Genomic DNA, 17496 nt, shown 5'->3' on the forward strand with positions numbered 1-17496 from the left:
TGCGCGGGGCCATGAAGGAGCAGCCAAATCAATCCCACAGGCGAACCTGCGGATTGTCTGGCGCCGTCAGATCGGGCATGCGGATCAGCACGCCAGCGCGCAACGGTTGTGGCTCGTCGGCCAGGCCCGGGGTGGCCTTGAGCACCGCCTCCACGCACCCCTTGAGATGGCCGTAGCGCTGATAGCAGAGCTGATCCAACACGTCGCCATTACTGCTGCGATAGTTCGTTGTCGTCGCCATAGCGGTTGAACTCCAGTTCGAGGGCTTGATTGCGCGGGGTACCATTGGTGAGCAGAGCACTCTGCGTCTCGCTGACCTTGGTCAGGCACCAGGTCCCCAGGTGATCCCCGTAGCCGCTGATCAGGTTCACCGGCTTGCCGCTCAAGGCGATTTCGCGCAGCTGGTTCGGCATCTTCCATCCCACGCGCTTGCCCGATACCCGCGACAGGGCCGGCATGAGCGTCGCCTTCAGCAATAGCGTCTCCGCACCAACGCCGACGTATTGCAGGGCACCCCGCCGGCCCAGCCGTGCCTGGTCCTTCCAGGTGAGCTGGCTGATGCGAGTCGCCGACTCGAAGGGCACCGTGTCGATGTTGAAGAAGAACTGCGTCGGCGAGCCCACAACGTTCATGACCAGCAGGTGCGGCTGGGGAATCGCGCACATGAAATCACCGGGTGACGGCTGGGGCGCCAGCACCGAGCTGGGCAGTATCGAACCCAGCGAATCGCCGACCTTGCCGATGACCTTGTCCACCGCTTTCCTGGCCCGGTCCACCTGTTCGCCCAACCCCTGCATACGCTCATCGATGCCTTTCAAGGCACGCGCAGCGCTGTTGTAGGTGTTGGCGACCTTATTGACCTTCACCTGTGCGCGCTCGATACCTTGCATCGCTCGCTGCACCTTGCCCGCCATCGCTGGCGAAACGCCAGGCAGGCTCTCCAGTTCGCCGGCCGCACCACGGATATCTCCGATAGCACCATTCACCGGCGCAACCATCCCATCCAGGTCGCGGCGGCCATCTTCTGCTGCCTGGGCGAGCCCGGCCAGGCCGCCTTGCAGATGTTCCCAAAACGCCATATCGCCTCCTTAAACCACGACCGGATCGAACAGCGCATCGCGCTGCCGTTCCAGGGAGAAGTCCGTCAGCAGTTGCCGCAACCTTGGCAGCAGGTCATTGGCCAACTGATTGGGGTCGCTCAGGTTGCCGGATACGTTGATGCTGATCTGCGGGGAGAACGTCCAGTTCTCCGTGGTCGGCACCTTGACCGGAGAGGCAGAGGAAGCATCCGGCCCCAAGGCGCCTTCCTGTGGTACCTGCTCGGCACCTTCGCTCCGATTAGCCTTGCTCGTATCAGGCATGCCCCCCCAATCGGTCAGCCCGCCAAGCATGGCACCGATGAATGGACCAACCACCGGCACTGTCCAGCCGCCCAGCATGCTGCCAGCCAGGCCTGCACCCAGAGCTTGGCTGCCCTCATCATCGCCATGCACTTCGGGACCAGCCCCTGCGCGTGAACGGCGGCGTGATCGCGAAGAATCATCCAGCGCCGAGCCCCACGGTCGCGCGGCCGGGCCATAGCCGATGTTGTCCCAGTAGCTGCGCACGCCACGCCAGATGATCGAGGGATTCAAACTCAGCTCCGGCAGCTTCCAGGTACTGGGAGATCCTCCAGGCTTCTCGGCAAGATGCTCACCGAGCTTCATAACCAGTTCCGAACGATCGGCAAACACGCCCAGATCGACTGAACGGAGGCTGCGCGAAAGTCCCTCCAGTCCTACCGTGGATGCATAGGTCTCCAGCATGTCCTTCGACAACCCAAACTGTCCTGTCGCGGCCGCCAGACCTGCTCCCACCAAGGGCGTGGACTCTTTCAGCCAATCGGCAGAGAAAGCCAGCGCCGGCAAGCTTTTATCAGCCAGTTCCAGAGCGACGCTGCCACCGGCCTGCAATGCTCCTACCACGGTGTTTTCAGTCGCGCGGCGCAGCCCCTGGACAGTCCCCCGTCGCGCATCGACATCCGCTTGCAACACCAAGGCCGGCTCAGTGCGCATCTCCTCGGGTTGCCGCAGGACCTGCGTCCACGGCCGACTGTCCTGCCCGCCATTGAGCCGACGCACCAGAAGTTCGGCAGGTATATCTTCCCGGCGCGCTCGCCAGGAAATGACGCCCAGGCTCCGCTCTACTCCCGCCGCACTGTCATCGCCGTAGTCGACGACGTTCTTCACCAGTGTCGCCACGGCGTCCGGTGCGATGGCCTTGCCGTACTGCAGCTTTGTCGCAGCCGGCAGATACTCGAGGCTTTGCCTGAGCGTGAGACCGACGTTCATCAACTGCCGGGTCATGTCCAGCGCCGCCTGGACATCCAGCCCGCTGTCCTGCGCCGCCGCCTCGACCCGGGCCTTGACGAAACTTTCGGACGCGCTTCCCGGCACCTTGCCGCCGCGCACCACCAGCTCCTGAACCCGCTGCTCGTAACGGTGAGCACTGGTGAGCGCCATAGAGACAGCGTCCAGAGGGTTGGACAGTATCTGGAAGATGGTCGAGTCCTTGTCCTGCCAATCGACACTGACCGGCTGCACGGCGGTTGCTTGGGCCGCCGAGCCAATCTGTGCAGCGCTGCCTGCGATACCGGCCGGGCCCGGACGTCGAAGCAAAGTGGCGATTTCCCGCAGGGTCTCGAGTGTCTGGCGAGCGACCTCGTCCCCCTCTCGCACATCCTGTTGCAGTGACTGATGCAGGGCATTGCTCGGTGGCTCAGGAGCGTCATCTGTCATCACCCGCCTGCTTTCGCCCTGCAAGCGCACAACGGCATCGGCAATGGCCAGCCCCAGTGAGTCCTTCAAGACCAGGCCGAGCGACAACCCAAGCGCCTGGCCCACCTCGGGGCCAAGCACCACCGTTACCCTATTGGTTTCACTAACGTTCATTTCATTTACCTCCCTGACGACAAAGGGCACCGGTTACCCGGCACCCCCTGCGAAGCGAACTAACCCGCCTCGTCCCCAAGCCACCAATGCAGGTCGCTCAGGGTCATGCGTTCCAGTTCGCCGGCCGTGAAGCCCGACTCAGTCGCCAGTCGCCGCGCCAGCTGGCGCATCAGCGCGAAGCTCATCGCCGTCTTCTCGCACCAGGCGAAAGTAGGCGTGTTGCAGGCGCTGGTAGTCGCTGAGCTTGAGCCCCTCCAGGTCCTGGCGGCTGACCTGCAGCAGCGAGGCGAACAGTTGCAGCTCGCGCTCCTCGTCATCGCTGGCGACCTTGCTGGCCAGGCGGATGTCACGCACGGTGGGTGCGCGCAGGGTAAGGGCGTCGACCTCGACGCCGTTGCAGGAGGTCGGGCGGGACAGTTTCACCACCGCCGCGTCTTCGGACAGGCTCAGCCACGCGGGCTGTTTGACGGAGTCTTGCATCAGGGTTCTCCTCAGACGCCCAGGTCGTTACGCATGGCGGCGAGCTGGTCGACGCCGTCGATCTTGCGCACCGAGTTGGCCGGGTCGATCTCGAACATCTCGCGGCCTTCCACTTCCAGCTTGTAGTAGGTGACCGCCACGCTGTAGGTGCAGGCGGCCAGGTCACCGGCCTTCCAGTCGCCCGGGTTGATCTCCTTGAGCAGGCCGCGGACGGTGGCGACCACCGGCACGGTGGCGCCCTTCTGGGTCTTGAAGGAGCCGCGGAAGGTGCCATTGAAGGAACCCTGGTCGCTCAGGCCGAAGAACTTCATGGCCTCGCGACGGGCGCCGTTGGTGGTGAACTTGGCCTCCATGGCCTCCAGGCCGACATCGAGCAGGACCGGAGCATCCATGCCGCCGGCACGGTACTCCTGGGTCTTCACCTTGAGGGTCGGCAGGGTCAGGGACGGTACGTCACCGGCAAAGCTGACGCCGTCGACGAAAAGGTTGGTGTTGGTGAGGATCTGCGGAATCATCGTTGGTTCTCCTTAAGCTGCGTCCAGGACTTCGGTGAGCCACTGATCGGTCACCTCGACGCGGAAGTTGGGGTTCTCGGCAGGCGGTACGTCGGTGAAGCGGATGTTCCAGTACACCTTGCCCTGGGCCAGCTGGCTGGCGGTGTTGAGTTCCGGGTCGGCATAGACCTCGAAGTCGATCACCGCGCCCTGGTTCTTCAGGTCGCGCATGAAGGCCTGCAGGCCCTCGGTGACGTCCTTCACATAGGTCTTGGTGATACCGCGGTCGACCGCCCACTTGTGCCCGGCGAGGATCGCGTCCATCACCATGTCCATGGTCCGCACGCGGGTCACGAAGGCCCACTTGGCGTCGCTGGACAGGGTGCGGTTGCCCCACAGGCGGTAGCCGTCATCGCGGATGATGGTGGTGATGTTGGCGTTGTTGAGCAGGTTGGCGCGGCAGGTCTCGTCGCCGTCGAGGAACTCGATGGGACGGCCGGTGCCGGTGATGCCGAGCAGCTCCTTGTTCGACGGCGAGGACCAGAAGCCGTACTGGCTGTCGGTCCAGGCGAACAGCGCGGCGGCGTTGGCCGAAGCCGGCGCGTCGACGGTGGCGCTGCTGGCGGTGTCCCAGTACTGCACGCCCGGATCGACCAGGTAGATGCGCTTGCTGCCGAACTCGCCGGCATAGGCGATGGCCGCCTCGTCGGTGGTATTCGGGCCGTCGACAATGGCGATGGCGCGCAGCTTCTCGGCCAGCGCGCCCATGGCAGTGGCCACCGCCTGGGTAGCGGAATGCTTCGGCGCGATCAGCAGGCGCGGCTGGGCGTTGAAGCGCGACTTGCCGTCGAGCAGCGCCTGCAGGCCGGTACGCTGGCCGGCCTCGGTGACAGTGCCGATGATCGCGGAAGTCAGCTGCGCAGCATCCTCGACCTTCGCCACACCCACCGCCACGACCACCGCGGCGGACTGGGTGAAGATGGCGGTGCAGGACTTGTAGATCGCCGAGGCGGTACCGAAGGCGGCAGCCGCTTCGCGCAGGCTGGTGAGCAGCACCGGCACATCGGCCTGCGCGGTCAGCTTGGCCTCGGGGGTGAAGGTATCCACCAGGCCGATGATCGAGGACGACGGCAGCGCAATGGTGCGCGCACCGACGTCGACATTGGTCACGGTGACGCCGTGAAAGAAGCTCATAGGGTTTTCTCCAGACATAAAAAAACCGCCGGGAGGCGGTTGGGTGTTGGCTCATGCCGAAAAATCGACAGAGCAAAAAAGGAATCTTGGGAAGGTCTAACAACCTATTGCCAGAATACGGGCAGGAGCATCAATTACCCCCCAATTATGCAGTCCAGCTCCATTGGTACTTAGCGTTCCCACAACAACGTTCCCAGCAGCTGCGTTGGGCGCAGACGCAACAGGAGCAGCGATCGCCCAAAGAGCGGCGACCGGAAATACCATCGGCCAGGCAACCAGGCCGGTCTTTCCGGCAGCTACCATTTCACTGGTGCACCATTGAACTATCAGGCCGTTAGGAAACTTCAGATAACCATTGCTAGTAAGCGAACTAGCCCCGCTGCCGCCCGTTGCGAACCAATTGGTTCCACTACAAATGAACTCGCAACTTGTATCTCCCAGAAGACCAATAAAGTCCGTGCCCACTGTCCTATCGTTGGTTCCGCTGAGATTCCCGTTAACGTTATTCACGCTGATCGACGTAATACCGGCAGCTGCTTGAACGTAGACCCGTGACCCGGCAGGAGCTTTGGTTGCGTCAGGTAAGGTGACCGTCATTCCATTGGTGGTGCAATAGACGTACTTGCCCAGATCAGAATTGGTCAGCCAGACATTGCTCGCGCTGTAGGTTACAAACCCCGAAAGACTACCGAGAGCTCTCTGAACGAAAGCTGTGGTGGCCAATGAAGTGTCGCTGTCGAACTGCGCTGCAGTAGGCGCGGTCGGGTTACCACTTAACGCGGGGGAGATCAGAGTGGCCAGCGGAGCAATCGCAGATTGAATGAAGGCGGTCGTTGCCAACTGCTGGCTGTTGTTCCCCGCATTGGGTGTAGGCGCAGTGGGTGCGCCACTCAAGGCAGGCGAGTCCAGCTTCGCCAGCTCCACTGGCGCGCGCCAGGTTCCATCGTTGTTGCTCGATCGCCCGAAGAATCTATCGGTGTAGGGAACGTTGGCCAGCTCAAAACCACGATTGCCCGAATAGCTCATACGCATCATGAATGCGTAGTTCGGGTAGGGAGAAACATTGGAGGTCAGGTAATACATGCCAGACTTCAACGTAGCCAATCCCGCCGCATCGGTAGGACTCTCACCACTACCGGAGCTGGCCAATCCAGAACTGGTCAACGCATCCTGCACATAAGCTGTCGTCGCCAGCTTCGTCGTGCCATCCCCACGCGGAGGAGTAGGTGCAGCCGGAGTACCGGTAAAGGTCGGACTATCCAGGAATGCCACTTCGCGCCAAGGCCCCCAGGTGCTGGTGCCGCGGCGGCGAATCCAGGCGCGGTCGCTGCTGTACATCATGAAGATCTGGAAGCCACCAGCCCCGTAAATCCGATGAATCAGCCCGCCCTGCGAAGCCAGGGGACCGCCGGTTGCCGTGGCCGGTACGTAGTAGAGGCCGGAGGCCAGGGACACATCATCGAAATCAGCGACCTGCGGGCTCAGGGCCGAAGTCGCGATGCCATAAGCCGCCATCGCATTACGCACGAAAGCCGTCGTAGCAAGACTGGTGTCGTTATCCGAGACATCCTGGGTCGGCGCGGTCGGATTGCCGGTGAATGCCGGCGACGCCAGGCGCGCCAGGCCATTAGTGATGTTCTGGAACGCCAGCGCCGTGGTGCCCAGAACAATCGCGCCATCAGTCACCAGTTGCCAGATGCTGTCGGCCTGGGAAGTGCCGCTTTCCACCACCACCGTCAGGCCCGGAGTGACTTCGCTGTTTTCGTCGGCATCGGTGGAGCGCTTCCACGCGTTGGTCGCCGCAACATAGATGCCGTTGTCCGCAGCATTGCTCTGGTTCTTCACCAGCACCCGATCGCCTGCTACCAGCACGATACCGTCCAGGGTCTGCAGGCCGCTCAGGGTAATGCTCGCGGTGGTGGCGACGCGGACCGACTGCTTGCAGTCCAGCCGATTCATCGCACTGACGATGGCGCTGTCGACATACTCCCGCGTCGCCAGCACCACGCTAGGGTCGATCTTCAGTTCCACCGACGCGGCGTTGCTGACGATAAGCACGATGCGCACGGTCTGGGTGCGGCCGCTGCCTTCGGCCAATTGTGGTTTATAGGACGGCGCGCAGTTGGCGTAGGCGATCAGCGCGCCGGCTTCGTCGTACAGGCCCATCTCGCGGATCCACCAGCCACCCACGTCCTCGGGGATGACCTGTTCGGCGATGATCTGGGCGCTGTTCGCCGGGTCGACGCTCAGGCGGTTCAGCGGGGCGCGGCGGACTTCGTTGACCAGCTGGGTACGGCTGGCGTCGGGGGCCGGCACGTTGCCGCCGCCGTCGCCGACGGCGAGCTGGGTGATTCTCAGGGTAGTGCCCAGCGCGGTGGCATTCGCCAGCTTGCCGGCACCGATGGTGGTGAGTAGTGCGTAGTAGGTTACTGCCATGGGTAGACACTCAAGCTATCGATGGTGTGTTCCCGGCCCGGCAAGCCGTGGCTGCCGATCGCTTCGATCACATCCGGGAGGTAGGGGTAGACGGTGACGATGTCGCCGTCGTATTGCCCGGAGCCGACGGTGATCCGCCCCTGGGATTCCAGGCTGATATCCAGCCCGATGAGGTGCCGCGTAAGCGGTTTGGCGTCTTCGATGAGGCGCTCCACCTCCTGGTACATTTCCTCGCTGATACCGCTGTCGAGCACGCCGATGCGCAGGCGAAAGGTGCCCGGTTCGCCCATGGGCGAACCCTGCCACCACTCGATGATTTCGATCAGGTAACCCAGCGGCTCGATCACCCTCCGCAGCGCGGCGATGGTTCCCTTGTGCTGGTGGATGCGGAACGCGGCGGCCACCGCCTTGCGCTTCACTGCCTCGCTCCATGCCGGGTCCCAGCGATCCACCGACCAGGCCCAGGCCAGGTACGGCAGCAGCGCCACCGGGCAGCGTTGCGGGTCCATCAGCTCGCGCAGTGGCACCGGTAGATCACCGACCTGCACGTCGGCCAGCACACGCTCCAGCGGCGTCGAGTTGATCGGCAGCAGGCGGCTACTCATCGGAGCCACCCACGCGGATCTGGTAGCCGCTGCAGTACGCCGCCTGGGTCGCATCGAGCACCACATCCGCTGCCGGCTTGGCCAGCTCGACGCGCTGCACGCCTTCCACATGCAGTGCAGCGAACAGCGCGCTGCGGCGGATGTCGCGACCGATGCGACGCTGGGTGGCGATGTAGGTCTGCAGCGAAGCCTCGGCGGCCTGCTGGATCAACTCGGCTTCCGGGCCGGGGTAGATGTAGAGCAGCGCATCGACCTGGTAGGGCACGATGGCGGCGGACTGAACGGTGAGGCGGTCGCCCACCGGGCGCACATCCTCGTCGTTCAACGCCTTGCGCACCGCATCCAGCAGGTCGGCAGACGCTGCGCCATTGCCCTCGGAGGACAGCACGCTGACCAGTGCCTCACACGGCTGCGGGCTGATCGCCGAGACATCGGCGATACGCCCATCGGCGCCGAGGGCGAAGGCCACGTAGGCATTGCGCGGGCCGGCCACCGAGAGCTGGTCGAAGGCCAGCTGGGTGCGGTTGCGCAGCGAGTCGTCGCCCTCCAGCACGGCCGGAGTCGGCGGCGAGGTCGTGGCATCCGCTTCCTGGATCACCAGGCGCCTGACGTTGTAGCCGGCGGCCAGCTGATCCAGGTCGCCCTGGGTGGCGTAGCCGAGCATCACGGCGCGGGCGGCATCGTTGATCCGGGCGCGCAGCAGCAGCTCGCGGTACGCCGCCAGCTCCAGCAGCTTGACCACCGGATCGGACTCCACCGCCGCCGTCCAGCCTTCGCCCATGGTGCTGCGAAAGTCCGCCAGCAGCTCTTCATAGAGCGTCTCGTAGTCGAGGCTCTCGACCACCTGCGGCGCGGGCAGCTGGGACAGGTCGATCAGGCTCATGCCGCCACCTCCAGTCCGATCTCATCGCCCAGGTAGACGCCGCGCAGGCGCAGCGAAACGTTGCCGGCGACCACTGCCACGACCTGCACCGAACTCAGGCGCAGGCGTGGTTCCCAGCGACCGATGGCGCGGGCCACTTCGGCCTGCACCGCGCCCTTCCAGCCTTCAGTCACCGGCAGGTCGACCATGCGACGCAGGCGACTACCGTACTCGGGGCGCATGCGCCGACTGCCCAGCGGGGTGGTGAGGATGTCCTCGATGGATTGCTTCAGGTGCGCCAGCGTGCTCAGCGGCTGGCCGTTGCGTCGATCCATGCCGATCATGGCCGCGCCCTCCGTCGCTCAGGGTGCGCACGGGAAAAGTTGCCCATGGCAGGTCTCCAGAAATGCAGAGGCCCGCACGCGGCGGGCCTGGGTGGGAAGTCGAAGCGACTTCAATGGGTGTGGTGGTTGCTGTTGCCGGCGGTGTCCATGATCGAGCCGGTGCTGCTGATGTTGCCGTTCACCGTCAGCGCGCCCTTGATGCTCACCGGGCCGGTCAGTTGGATGCTGGCGGCGGTGACATTTACTGCGCCGGGATCGATCACCACCTGCGTCCCGCCGACCTTCACCGTGGCGCTGCCGGCGGGCATCTGCAGGTCGTAGCGATGCGCCTGCCAGTCGTAGCTGAGCACCGCGCCATCGGGGAAATGCCAGCTCTCGACTTCGCCTCGATTATTCGGAGGCGCCGAGGCGGCACCGAACAACCCCGGCACGAAGGTGCCCATGGCCGCCATGCCGGACGGGCTGAGCAACACGCCCTGCTCGCCCAGGCTCGGCGCCCGCCAGTGCCGCGCGACGCCGGCCGCCTGGGCGTGCCAGCGCACCCAGGCGCTGGTCCACTCGCCGGAGCGCACGCGCACCCGCGCCGCCGCCAGGTCCACGGCCACCACTTCGCAGGGCATGACCAGGGCGGCGAGCATGCGGTCGTGTTCGGCGCTCACGTAGTCCTGGTTCATGGCGCGGCTCCCGGGTCGAAGTAATCGTCCTCGTGACCGGGCCCGGTCTGCGGGTCGAAGCCGAGCCTGAGGCTGCCCGGCGGCTGGTTTTCCCAGGGCCACTCGGTCTCGCCCAGCAGCACCGGCTGCTGCCACTCCACCCGCCACACGCGGCAGGTTGCGAGCGCCGGATTGTCGAGCTCCGGCTGGGCCTGGATGAAGCTCACCGGCTCCAGCTCCAGCCCCCAGTTCTGTGCGCGCAGCAGCACCGCCAGAGCGGCGACATTACGTAGCGCCAGCGCTTCCGCTGCGGCGTCATCGCGCGTCACCAGCAGGCGCGCCTGCAGCCGACAGATCAGCGCCGTCTGGCCATTACCGGGGTCGCGCCCCGGCAGCATGCCAGCGTACTCCAGCGCCAGCGCAGGGAGCGTCGCCGGAGCCTGCTTCAGCGGGCCGCGCAGGAAGGTGCCGATCTCGGTCAGTCGCTCAGTCAGCGTCTGCTCGACTGCATCGAGCAGCAGCGCCAGGGTCAAAGGTTGTTCGGACATATCGTCTCCTTGCAGCTTCACTCCTGCCTACCCTCGCTCGGCGGCAGTTCGCAGACACCCAGGCGTTTCGCCGCCCAGCGTTCATAGAGGCCGACGGCGATCTCCGCACCGGCCGCCGCGGTCAGGCTGCCGATGGCCGCGGCCAGGGTCAGCGAGGCGCCGCAGGACATGGCGAGGAACATCACCGCCATGCCGCAGACGATAGAAGCGCCCGAGCGCAGCGCCAGGCGCCGCAGCAGCCGCCAGCCGCCCAGGCCCGCCTTGTCGGCGCGCCACATTTCACCGCTGATGCCGCCCGCGACAGCGAGCAGGATCAGCCCCCACAAAGGCACGTCGGCCAGGGTCTGAGGTTCGTTGCCCATTGGCTCACCTTGGATAAAGACGCCCGCGAACGGGCGAAACCGGCGGCTATCAGCCAACCGGGAATGACTGCCGGCGCGGCCGCCGGCCACCCGCCGCGAAGGCGGATCGAAAAAACGCGGGCATGAAAAAGCCCGGCTCAGTGGCCGGGCTTTTCGGTGTTTCGCGTTGTGCTCCCTGGGGACGCACCTTTACAAGAATGACTACTTTTTACCCCCCGATTCCCGCCGGAACAAGGCTTCTCGGGGAATGCGCTGCAATACACAGATGACACACCGCAATGTGATGTCGAAACGCAGAAATCCAGAGTCGGAAATTTCAGAGAGCCTTGCTCATCAGCACGGTGGTGAAGCCGCTGTGCCACTCCTCGTCGGGGTAGAAATCGGCCTCCGCATAGCCGTGCTTGCCGTAGAAGGCGCGCGACTGGTGGTTGAAGGTGTCGGTCTCCAGACGAACACATGCATACCCCTCGCGGACGATGGCGGCCTCTGCGTGATGCAGCAGTGCTGCTCCGATTCCCAGGCGTTGGTGACGGGGAGAAACATGCAGGGCATCGATGAAGTCGTCGCGCCAATCGAGCAGGCCGACCACCTCGCCAGCAATGCAGGCGATCGCGAAATGCGCCAGGCGCTCGCGCACATAAGCAGAGGTGCGCGCGGAGGACTCAAAGCGCGCGACGGCTTCGGCGCAGAGTGCGGGCTTCCAGGTGGCTTCGTAGGTTTCGCTCAGGATGCGCAGGATGGCGTCGGTGTCGGCGGACTCGGCGCAGCGAATCAGGGGTGGTGTCGTCATGGGCCGCGAGCATAGCTCATGGGCACGCGCGAAAAACACGAAGCCCGGCGCAGGGCCGGGCTTCGTGGGCAGAGGGGAAAGGATCAGGCGAAGCGACGCATCAGCCGTGACTGAATGCTTTGGTGCGCCACATGCAGGCGCAGGTAAAAGGTGTTGCGGCTGCAGCGGCAGTGCCGGTACTTCTGCGAGGCCTCGCTGTCACGATTGAGGTAGTGCTCGGTGACCACGTCCTTCTGCTCGTCGGGCAGGTGGTTGATGATCAGATCCAGTTCGGCAACGCGATCGAGGATCACCTTGCTGCCCCGTGTGCCGCGAATCATCTCGCCCTTGTTGGCCATCATCATCGCCAGCAGGTTGCCGCCGGCATAACCGCCGCCGGCGCTGCCCGGGCTGTGCATCTCTTCGGCCCAAAGCTTGAGCATTTCATCGATGGGTTTGATCACGGCGTTCCTCCGGCGCGGCTCAGTGCCGACGCTCCAGTTCATCCAGGGCCTGGCAGTCGAAGCAGCGGGTACAGCCCGGCGCAGCCAGGCGGCGCGCCGGCGGGATATCGTCACCGCAGTCTTCGCAGAACTCGGCGGAGCTGATCGCCGCCGAGGAGCGACGGCTGTGCAGCATGTCCTCGATGCGCTCCAGCATCAGGTCGTTGGCGTAGTCGGCGATATCAGCCACGGCTCACCTCCGCCGGGGCGGTAGGTTCGGGCTGCATCGCGCAGTTCAGGTGTTGGTTCATGAGGGTCCTCCTGGCGACATGCCCTCCGTGGTCGCCGAGCCTTCGGCCGCCTGGGGTGGTCAGTCGCGAACTAGTGATCGCGGGCGCCGACTCGTCGGACGGCATCCCTTGCCGGTACACGGGCAGCGCCTCCCTGGCCTGCCCGCGTCCTCCAGCCTGCCGCCGCTCGTTGCGGCCTGCAGGCAACCCGCGGCGTCCTTGTCGCGGTGAGGGGGAAGCCACTGCCTCCCTTCAGCCGAACCGGGTTTGCTCTGTCCGGTGGGCTGCTGGCTTTTATGATTACAACCATAGCTATATCAAGTCAACACCAAAGCTATTTACACGCTACAACCCAGGAGGTAGAGTGCCGCCATGGACAAGACTCCCTCATCGACGCTGGCCGACCGCCTGAAACAGGCGATGGCCTCGCGCAACCTCAAGCAGGAAACCCTGGCCGAAGCCGCCGGGGTTTCGCAGAACACCATCCACAAGCTGACCTCGGGCAAGGCGCAGAGCACGCGCAAGCTGATCGAGATCGCCAGCGCGCTGGGGGTCTCGCCGACCTGGCTGGCCACCGGCGAAGGCACGCCGACACCGGGCGCCAGCGCACCTGCGCCGCGCCCGGCCGATGGCAGCCCGCTGCGACTGGAACCGCTGCACCCATGGGATAGCGACACACCGCTGGACGAGGACGAAGTGGAACTACGCCTGTACAAGGAAGTGGAACTGGCGGCCGGCGCCGGCCGCACCGCAGTGCGCGAGATAGAGGGGCGCAAGCTGCGTTTCTCGTATGCCACGCTGCGTGCCGCGGGAGTCGATCCGGCGGCGGCGATCTGCGCCCAGCTCACCGGCAACAGCATGGAGCCGCTGATCATGGATGGCTCCACCATCGGCATCGACACGGCCACCACGCACATCACCGACGGCGAGATCTACGCCCTGGAACACGAGGGCATGCTGCGGGTGAAGTTCGTCTACCGCCTGCCCGGCGGCGGCATCCGCCTGCGCAGCTTCAACCGCGACGAATACCCCGACGAGGAGTACCCGCCGGAGCAGTTCGACAGCGGGCAGATCCGCATGATCGGCTGGGTGTTCTGGTGGTCCACCGTGCGCCATCGCCGGGCGCCGACCCTGGTGCGCTGAGGACTTCGCGAATGAACAGACCCCGCTTCGGCGGGGTTTTTCTTGCGCGCCGATTGAAGAGAAATACAACTTTTGCTATATTTACTCCTGTCGCCACCACCATCGGAACAGGAGAGTCCCATGCAGCCGACCGCAGAAGTCCGCCACGCCCCGCGCCCGGAAACCGTGAGCCTGGTCTACCAGATTTTCGGGGATGTCCTGGTGCCGCTGGAGCAGGTGCGCGAGCGCTGGTTCCGCAACCTGAACCGGGAGAATTTCAGCAAGGCGCTGTCCTGCGGGCGCATCGCCCTGCCGGTGACCACGCTGGACGACAGCCACAAGGCGATGCAGTACGTCGCGGTGGATCACCTGGCGGCCTATGTGGAAGAACGCTCGCAGAAGGCGGATGCCGCCCTCGCCCAGCGCAAGGCGAGCGTGCAGGTGATGGAGGCGCGGCAGGCGGGGTGAAGTTGGGGGGGTGGGGTTGTAGGAGCGAGGGGGACGCCATCGTTATTGCTCGCGAACCCCCCTAGCGAAGGAGCAGCCGGCAAACCCTGTTCGCGAGCAAGCTCGCTCCTACGAAGAGCCGCCTCTACTGATATTTCTGCACGGGGTCTCTCCCCTTCCCCCTGCCGACAACTTTGAGCCCAATAAAAAAGCCCCGTCTAAGCGGGGCTTTTTCATCGAACCAACCACTCAGTCGCGGCCATGCACCTTGGCGGTGTGTTCGGCCAGGGCCACGGCGCGGAACATCGCGCGGCGCTTGTTGATGGTTTCTTCCCACTCCGCCGCCGGCACCGAGTCGGCAACGATACCGCCGCCGGCCTGGACGTGGAGTTCGCCGTTCTTGATCACCGCGGTACGGATGGCAATGGCGGTATCCATGTTGCCGTTCCACGCGAGGTAGCCCACGGCGCCGCCGTAGACACCGCGCTTGACCGGCTCCAGTTCGTCGATGATTTCCATCGCACGGATCTTCGGCGCGCCGGACAGGGTGCCAGCCGGCAGGATGGCGCGCAGGGCGTCCATCGCGCTGAGCTTTTCGTTCAGCTGGCCGTTCACATTGGAGACGATGTGCATGACGTTGGAGTAGCGCTCGATGACCATCTGCTCGGTGACCTTCACGCTGCCGGTCTGCGACACGCGGCCGACGTCGTTGCGGCCCAGGTCGATGAGCATCAGGTGCTCGGCGATTTCCTTGGCGTCGGAGAGCAGGTCTTCTTCCAGCGCGCGGTCGGCTTCCTCGGTCGCGCCACGCGGGCGGGTGCCGGCGATGGGGCGTACGGTGACTTCGCCGTCCTCGACGCGCACCAGTACTTCCGGCGAACTGCCGACGACGTGGAAGTCGCCGAAGTTGAAGAAGTACATGTAGGGCGTCGGGTTGAAGCAGCGCAGCGCGCGATACAGGTCGATGGGCGCGGCGCTGAAGTCGATGGACATGCGCTGCGACGGCACGACCTGCATGCAGTCGCCGGCCAGGATGTATTCCTTGATGGTGCCGACGGCGCGCTCGTAGTCCTCGCGGGTGAAGCTGGCGCGGAACTGCGGCTCCGGCGCGTTCACCGCGCTGAAGTCGAGGCCGCGGCGCGGGGTGATCGGCTGGCGCAGGCGCTCCAGCAGTTCTTCCAGCTGGGCCAGGCCATTGTCGTAGGCGTCGGACTGGGCCGGGTCGGCAAGGACGATCGCGTGCATCTTGCCGGCGAGGTTGTCGAACACGACCACCGCGTCGGAGACCATCAGCAGGATGTCGGGGTTGTTCAGCGGATCGGGGTTCGGGCACTGCGCCAGGCGCTGCTCGACGTAGCGCACGCAGTCATAGCCGAAGTAGCCGACGAGACCGCCGTTGAAACGCGGCAGACCGGCGATGGTCGGTACGCGGTAGCGCTCCTTGAACTCCTCGACGAAGGCCAGCGGGTCGGCGCATTCGAAGCTCTCGGTCTCGATGCCGTCGACCTTGATGCTCGCCTGGTGGCCATAGACGCGCAGCACAGTGCGGCTGGGCAGGCCGATGATCGAGTAGCGGCCCCACTTCTCACCGCCCTGCACGGATTCGAGCAGGTAGGTGTTCGCACCGTCGGCGAGCTTCAGGTAGATCGACAGCGGGGTGTCGAAGTCGGCAAGGGTTTCGCAGGTCAGCGGAATGCGGTTGTAGCCTTCGGCGGCCAGGCGCTGGAATTCTTCGCGGGTCATGATCAGCCTCGTGGAATGAGGAAGTAACGGACTTGGGTGCACACACGCGCCGGGCGTACCGGCCAAGGGATGTCAGGCGCGCCAGCGCCAGCGGGCCAGGGCCTTGATGACTTTCATCCAGAGTGTGTGGGGAGCCGTTTCCACGGTGCTGTCTCGCTGAGCGGGGTTGGAGCGGGAGTCGGGCAACACTATCGCGTTGCCGGAATCGAAGCAAGGCAGCAGTTGGCGCAGGTCGTCGAGGACCAGCGTCGGGGTTTCCTCGGCGATCGGCCGGCCGTGATTGTAGCCGTAGCTCAGGCCGACGCTGCGCACGCCGGCGGCCTTGGCGGCGAGGATGTCGTTGCGCGAGTCGCCGACGAACAGCGCCTCTTCCGCCGACACACCGGCCATCTTCATCACGAACAGCAGCGCCGCCGGGTCGGGCTTCTGCTGCGGCAGGGTGTCGCCGCCGATGATCCAGCGGAAGAACTTGCCCAGCTTCATCTCGTCCAGCAGCGGCCCGACGAAGCGCTCGGGCTTGTTGGTGATCAGCGCCAGCTCGACGCCGCGCTTCTTCAGCCACTTCAGGGTGTCGATCACACCGGGGTAGACCACGGTCAGCGCGTGGCTGTCGGCGTAGGCATCCATGAACAGTTCGAGGGCGCGCTCGGTGTCTTCCTCGCTGACGCCATCGTGCTCGATGTCATTGGCCAGGGCGCGGCGTACCAGTACCCGCGCACCGTTGCCGACCCAGTGGCGCACGGCCTCCAGGCCGGCCGGCTGGCGCCCTAGCGCCAGCAGCATCTTGTCCACCGCCGCGGCGAGGTCGGGGACCGAGTCCACCAGGGTGCCGTCCAGGTCGAACATCACCAGACGCGGCAGCCCGGCGAACGGCAGTTGTGCAGCACTCATCACTTGCGCGCCTGCGCCAGCTCAGCGTGCATGGCGCGGATGACCTCGGCGTAGTCCGGTGCGTTGAAGATCGCGGAGCCGGCAACGAAGGTGTCGGCGCCGGCAGCGGCGATATCGCGGATGTTCTTCACGTTCACCCCGCCGTCGATCTCCAGGCGGATGTCGCGGCCGGAGGCGTCGATCAGCGCGCGGGCTTCGCGCAGCTTGTCGAGGGTGCCGGGAATGAACTTCTGCCCACCGAAGCCGGGGTTCACGCTCATCAGCAGGACCATGTCGATCTTGTCCATCACGTACTTGAGCGCGTCCAGCGAGGTAGCCGGGTTGAATACCAGGCCGGCCTTGCAGCCGCCGTCCTTGATCAGTTGCAGGGAACGGTCGATGTGCTGCGAGGCTTCCGGGTGGAAGGTGATGTAGGTAGCGCCGGCCTCGATGAAGTCGCCGATGATGCGATCCACCGGGGAGACCATCAGGTGCACGTCGATGGGCGCGGTAACGCCGTACTTGCGCAGCGCCGTGCAGACCATCGGGCCGATGGTCAGGTTCGGCACGTAGTGGTTGTCCATCACATCGAAGTGGACGATGTCGGCACCGGCGGCGAGCACCTTGTCCACATCCTCACCCAGGCGGGCGAAGTCGGCGGAAAGGATCGACGGAGCGATGGCATAGGGTTGCATGGCGCACCTCTGTGGGCGGGAATCACGGATGGCGCGCATTGTAGCCGCTGGAACGAGCGGAAGGGGATTCGACCGATGGCCGAGACGAAAAGTGCGGGAGGGAGCGGAAAAACGCGGACAGGGCAGGCAGACAGCCGGGCAAAAAAATCGCGGCTCGGTCCCGCCCCTGTGGGTGAGCACAGGGACGCAACCGTCCGCGAAACACTGTG

General features: G+C 64.9%; 21 protein-coding genes. 2 read left to right on the forward strand and 19 right to left on the reverse strand.

The window, feature by feature from the left end:
* Positions 1 to 28: 28 nt before the first annotated feature.
* The 16 genes from QO207_RS08970 to QO207_RS09045 all read right to left on the reverse strand — a co-directional run bounded on the left by QO207_RS08970 (position 29) and on the right by QO207_RS09045 (position 12370).
* Positions 29 to 241: a tail protein X gene (locus QO207_RS08970; RefSeq protein WP_301532107.1), complete on the reverse strand. Its 213-nt coding sequence runs from the start codon at positions 239 to 241 to the stop codon at positions 29 to 31.
* On the reverse strand, positions 210 to 1079 hold the full coding sequence (locus tag QO207_RS08975; protein WP_301532108.1) for a phage tail protein: 870 nt from the start codon (positions 1077 to 1079) through the stop codon (positions 210 to 212). Before QO207_RS08975 ends, QO207_RS08970 begins: the two co-directional genes overlap by 32 nt.
* Before the next feature lie 9 nt (positions 1080 to 1088).
* On the reverse strand, positions 1089 to 2930 hold the full coding sequence (locus tag QO207_RS08980) for a hypothetical protein (RefSeq protein ID WP_301532109.1): 1842 nt from the start codon (positions 2928 to 2930) through the stop codon (positions 1089 to 1091).
* Between the two features lie 138 nt (positions 2931 to 3068).
* The gene (locus QO207_RS08985) at positions 3069 to 3410 is read right to left on the reverse strand and encodes a phage tail assembly protein (protein WP_301532110.1); all 342 of its coding nucleotides are present in this window, start codon (positions 3408 to 3410) and stop codon (positions 3069 to 3071) included.
* 11 nt (positions 3411 to 3421) lie between these two features.
* Positions 3422 to 3925, reverse strand: a complete 504-nt coding sequence (locus tag QO207_RS08990) for a phage major tail tube protein (RefSeq protein ID WP_301532111.1) — start codon at positions 3923 to 3925, stop codon at positions 3422 to 3424.
* A 12-nt stretch (positions 3926 to 3937) separates the two neighbouring features.
* On the reverse strand, positions 3938 to 5098 hold the full coding sequence (locus QO207_RS08995) for a phage tail sheath family protein (protein ID WP_301532112.1): 1161 nt from the start codon (positions 5096 to 5098) through the stop codon (positions 3938 to 3940).
* Between the two features lie 96 nt (positions 5099 to 5194).
* Positions 5195 to 7534: a phage tail protein gene (locus tag QO207_RS09000; RefSeq protein WP_301532113.1), complete on the reverse strand. Its 2340-nt coding sequence runs from the start codon at positions 7532 to 7534 to the stop codon at positions 5195 to 5197.
* Positions 7525 to 8139 (reverse strand): phage tail protein I, encoded by a 615-nt coding sequence (locus QO207_RS09005; protein ID WP_301532114.1) that lies wholly within the window; start codon positions 8137 to 8139, stop codon positions 7525 to 7527. The genes QO207_RS09000 and QO207_RS09005 overlap by 10 nt, the downstream gene beginning before the upstream one ends.
* Entirely contained in the window at positions 8132 to 9022 is an 891-nt protein-coding gene (locus QO207_RS09010; RefSeq protein WP_301532115.1) for a baseplate J/gp47 family protein, read from the reverse strand. The genes QO207_RS09005 and QO207_RS09010 overlap by 8 nt, the downstream gene beginning before the upstream one ends.
* Positions 9019 to 9345, reverse strand: coding sequence for a GPW/gp25 family protein (locus QO207_RS09015; RefSeq protein ID WP_301532116.1), 327 nt, complete (start codon positions 9343 to 9345; stop codon positions 9019 to 9021). The genes QO207_RS09010 and QO207_RS09015 overlap by 4 nt, the downstream gene beginning before the upstream one ends.
* Positions 9346 to 9455: 110 nt before the next feature.
* Positions 9456 to 10019, reverse strand: coding sequence for a phage baseplate assembly protein V (locus QO207_RS09020; RefSeq protein ID WP_301532117.1), 564 nt, complete (start codon positions 10017 to 10019; stop codon positions 9456 to 9458).
* Entirely contained in the window at positions 10016 to 10546 is a 531-nt protein-coding gene (locus QO207_RS09025) for a hypothetical protein (protein WP_301532118.1), read from the reverse strand. The genes QO207_RS09020 and QO207_RS09025 overlap by 4 nt, the downstream gene beginning before the upstream one ends.
* 17 nt (positions 10547 to 10563) lie before the next feature.
* The gene (locus QO207_RS09030; RefSeq protein WP_301532119.1) at positions 10564 to 10908 is read right to left on the reverse strand and encodes a phage holin family protein; all 345 of its coding nucleotides are present in this window, start codon (positions 10906 to 10908) and stop codon (positions 10564 to 10566) included.
* Between the two features lie 316 nt (positions 10909 to 11224).
* Positions 11225 to 11698: a GNAT family N-acetyltransferase gene (locus QO207_RS09035; protein WP_301532120.1), complete on the reverse strand. Its 474-nt coding sequence runs from the start codon at positions 11696 to 11698 to the stop codon at positions 11225 to 11227.
* 83 nt (positions 11699 to 11781) lie between these two features.
* Positions 11782 to 12141, reverse strand: coding sequence for a hypothetical protein (locus QO207_RS09040; protein WP_301532121.1), 360 nt, complete (start codon positions 12139 to 12141; stop codon positions 11782 to 11784).
* A gap of 19 nt (positions 12142 to 12160) precedes the next feature.
* On the reverse strand, positions 12161 to 12370 hold the full coding sequence (locus tag QO207_RS09045) for a TraR/DksA C4-type zinc finger protein (protein WP_301532122.1): 210 nt from the start codon (positions 12368 to 12370) through the stop codon (positions 12161 to 12163).
* Between the two features lie 412 nt (positions 12371 to 12782).
* Between QO207_RS09045 and QO207_RS09050 the strand changes: the two genes are divergently transcribed.
* Complete coding sequence (locus QO207_RS09050) at positions 12783 to 13553, forward strand: helix-turn-helix transcriptional regulator (protein WP_301532123.1); 771 nt, start codon at positions 12783 to 12785, stop codon at positions 13551 to 13553.
* Between the two features lie 120 nt (positions 13554 to 13673).
* A complete protein-coding gene (locus tag QO207_RS09055) occupies positions 13674 to 14000 on the forward strand; it encodes a pyocin activator PrtN family protein (RefSeq protein WP_301532124.1) in 327 nt (108 codons plus the stop codon).
* A 228-nt stretch (positions 14001 to 14228) separates the two neighbouring features.
* On the opposite strand, the gene trpE is transcribed toward QO207_RS09055, so the two are convergent.
* The 3 genes from trpE to rpe all read right to left on the reverse strand — a co-directional run bounded on the left by trpE (position 14229) and on the right by rpe (position 17287).
* Complete coding sequence (gene trpE / locus QO207_RS09060) at positions 14229 to 15722, reverse strand: anthranilate synthase component I (protein ID WP_301532125.1); 1494 nt, start codon at positions 15720 to 15722, stop codon at positions 14229 to 14231.
* Between the two features lie 72 nt (positions 15723 to 15794).
* On the reverse strand, positions 15795 to 16613 hold the full coding sequence (locus QO207_RS09065) for a phosphoglycolate phosphatase (RefSeq protein WP_301532126.1): 819 nt from the start codon (positions 16611 to 16613) through the stop codon (positions 15795 to 15797).
* On the reverse strand, positions 16613 to 17287 hold the full coding sequence (rpe, locus tag QO207_RS09070; protein ID WP_301532127.1) for a ribulose-phosphate 3-epimerase: 675 nt from the start codon (positions 17285 to 17287) through the stop codon (positions 16613 to 16615). Before rpe ends, QO207_RS09065 begins: the two co-directional genes overlap by 1 nt.
* Positions 17288 to 17496: the final 209 nt, after the last annotated feature.

The organism is Pseudomonas sp. CAN1 (assembly GCF_030462585.1).
Taxonomy (GTDB): domain Bacteria; phylum Pseudomonadota; class Gammaproteobacteria; order Pseudomonadales; family Pseudomonadaceae; genus Pseudomonas.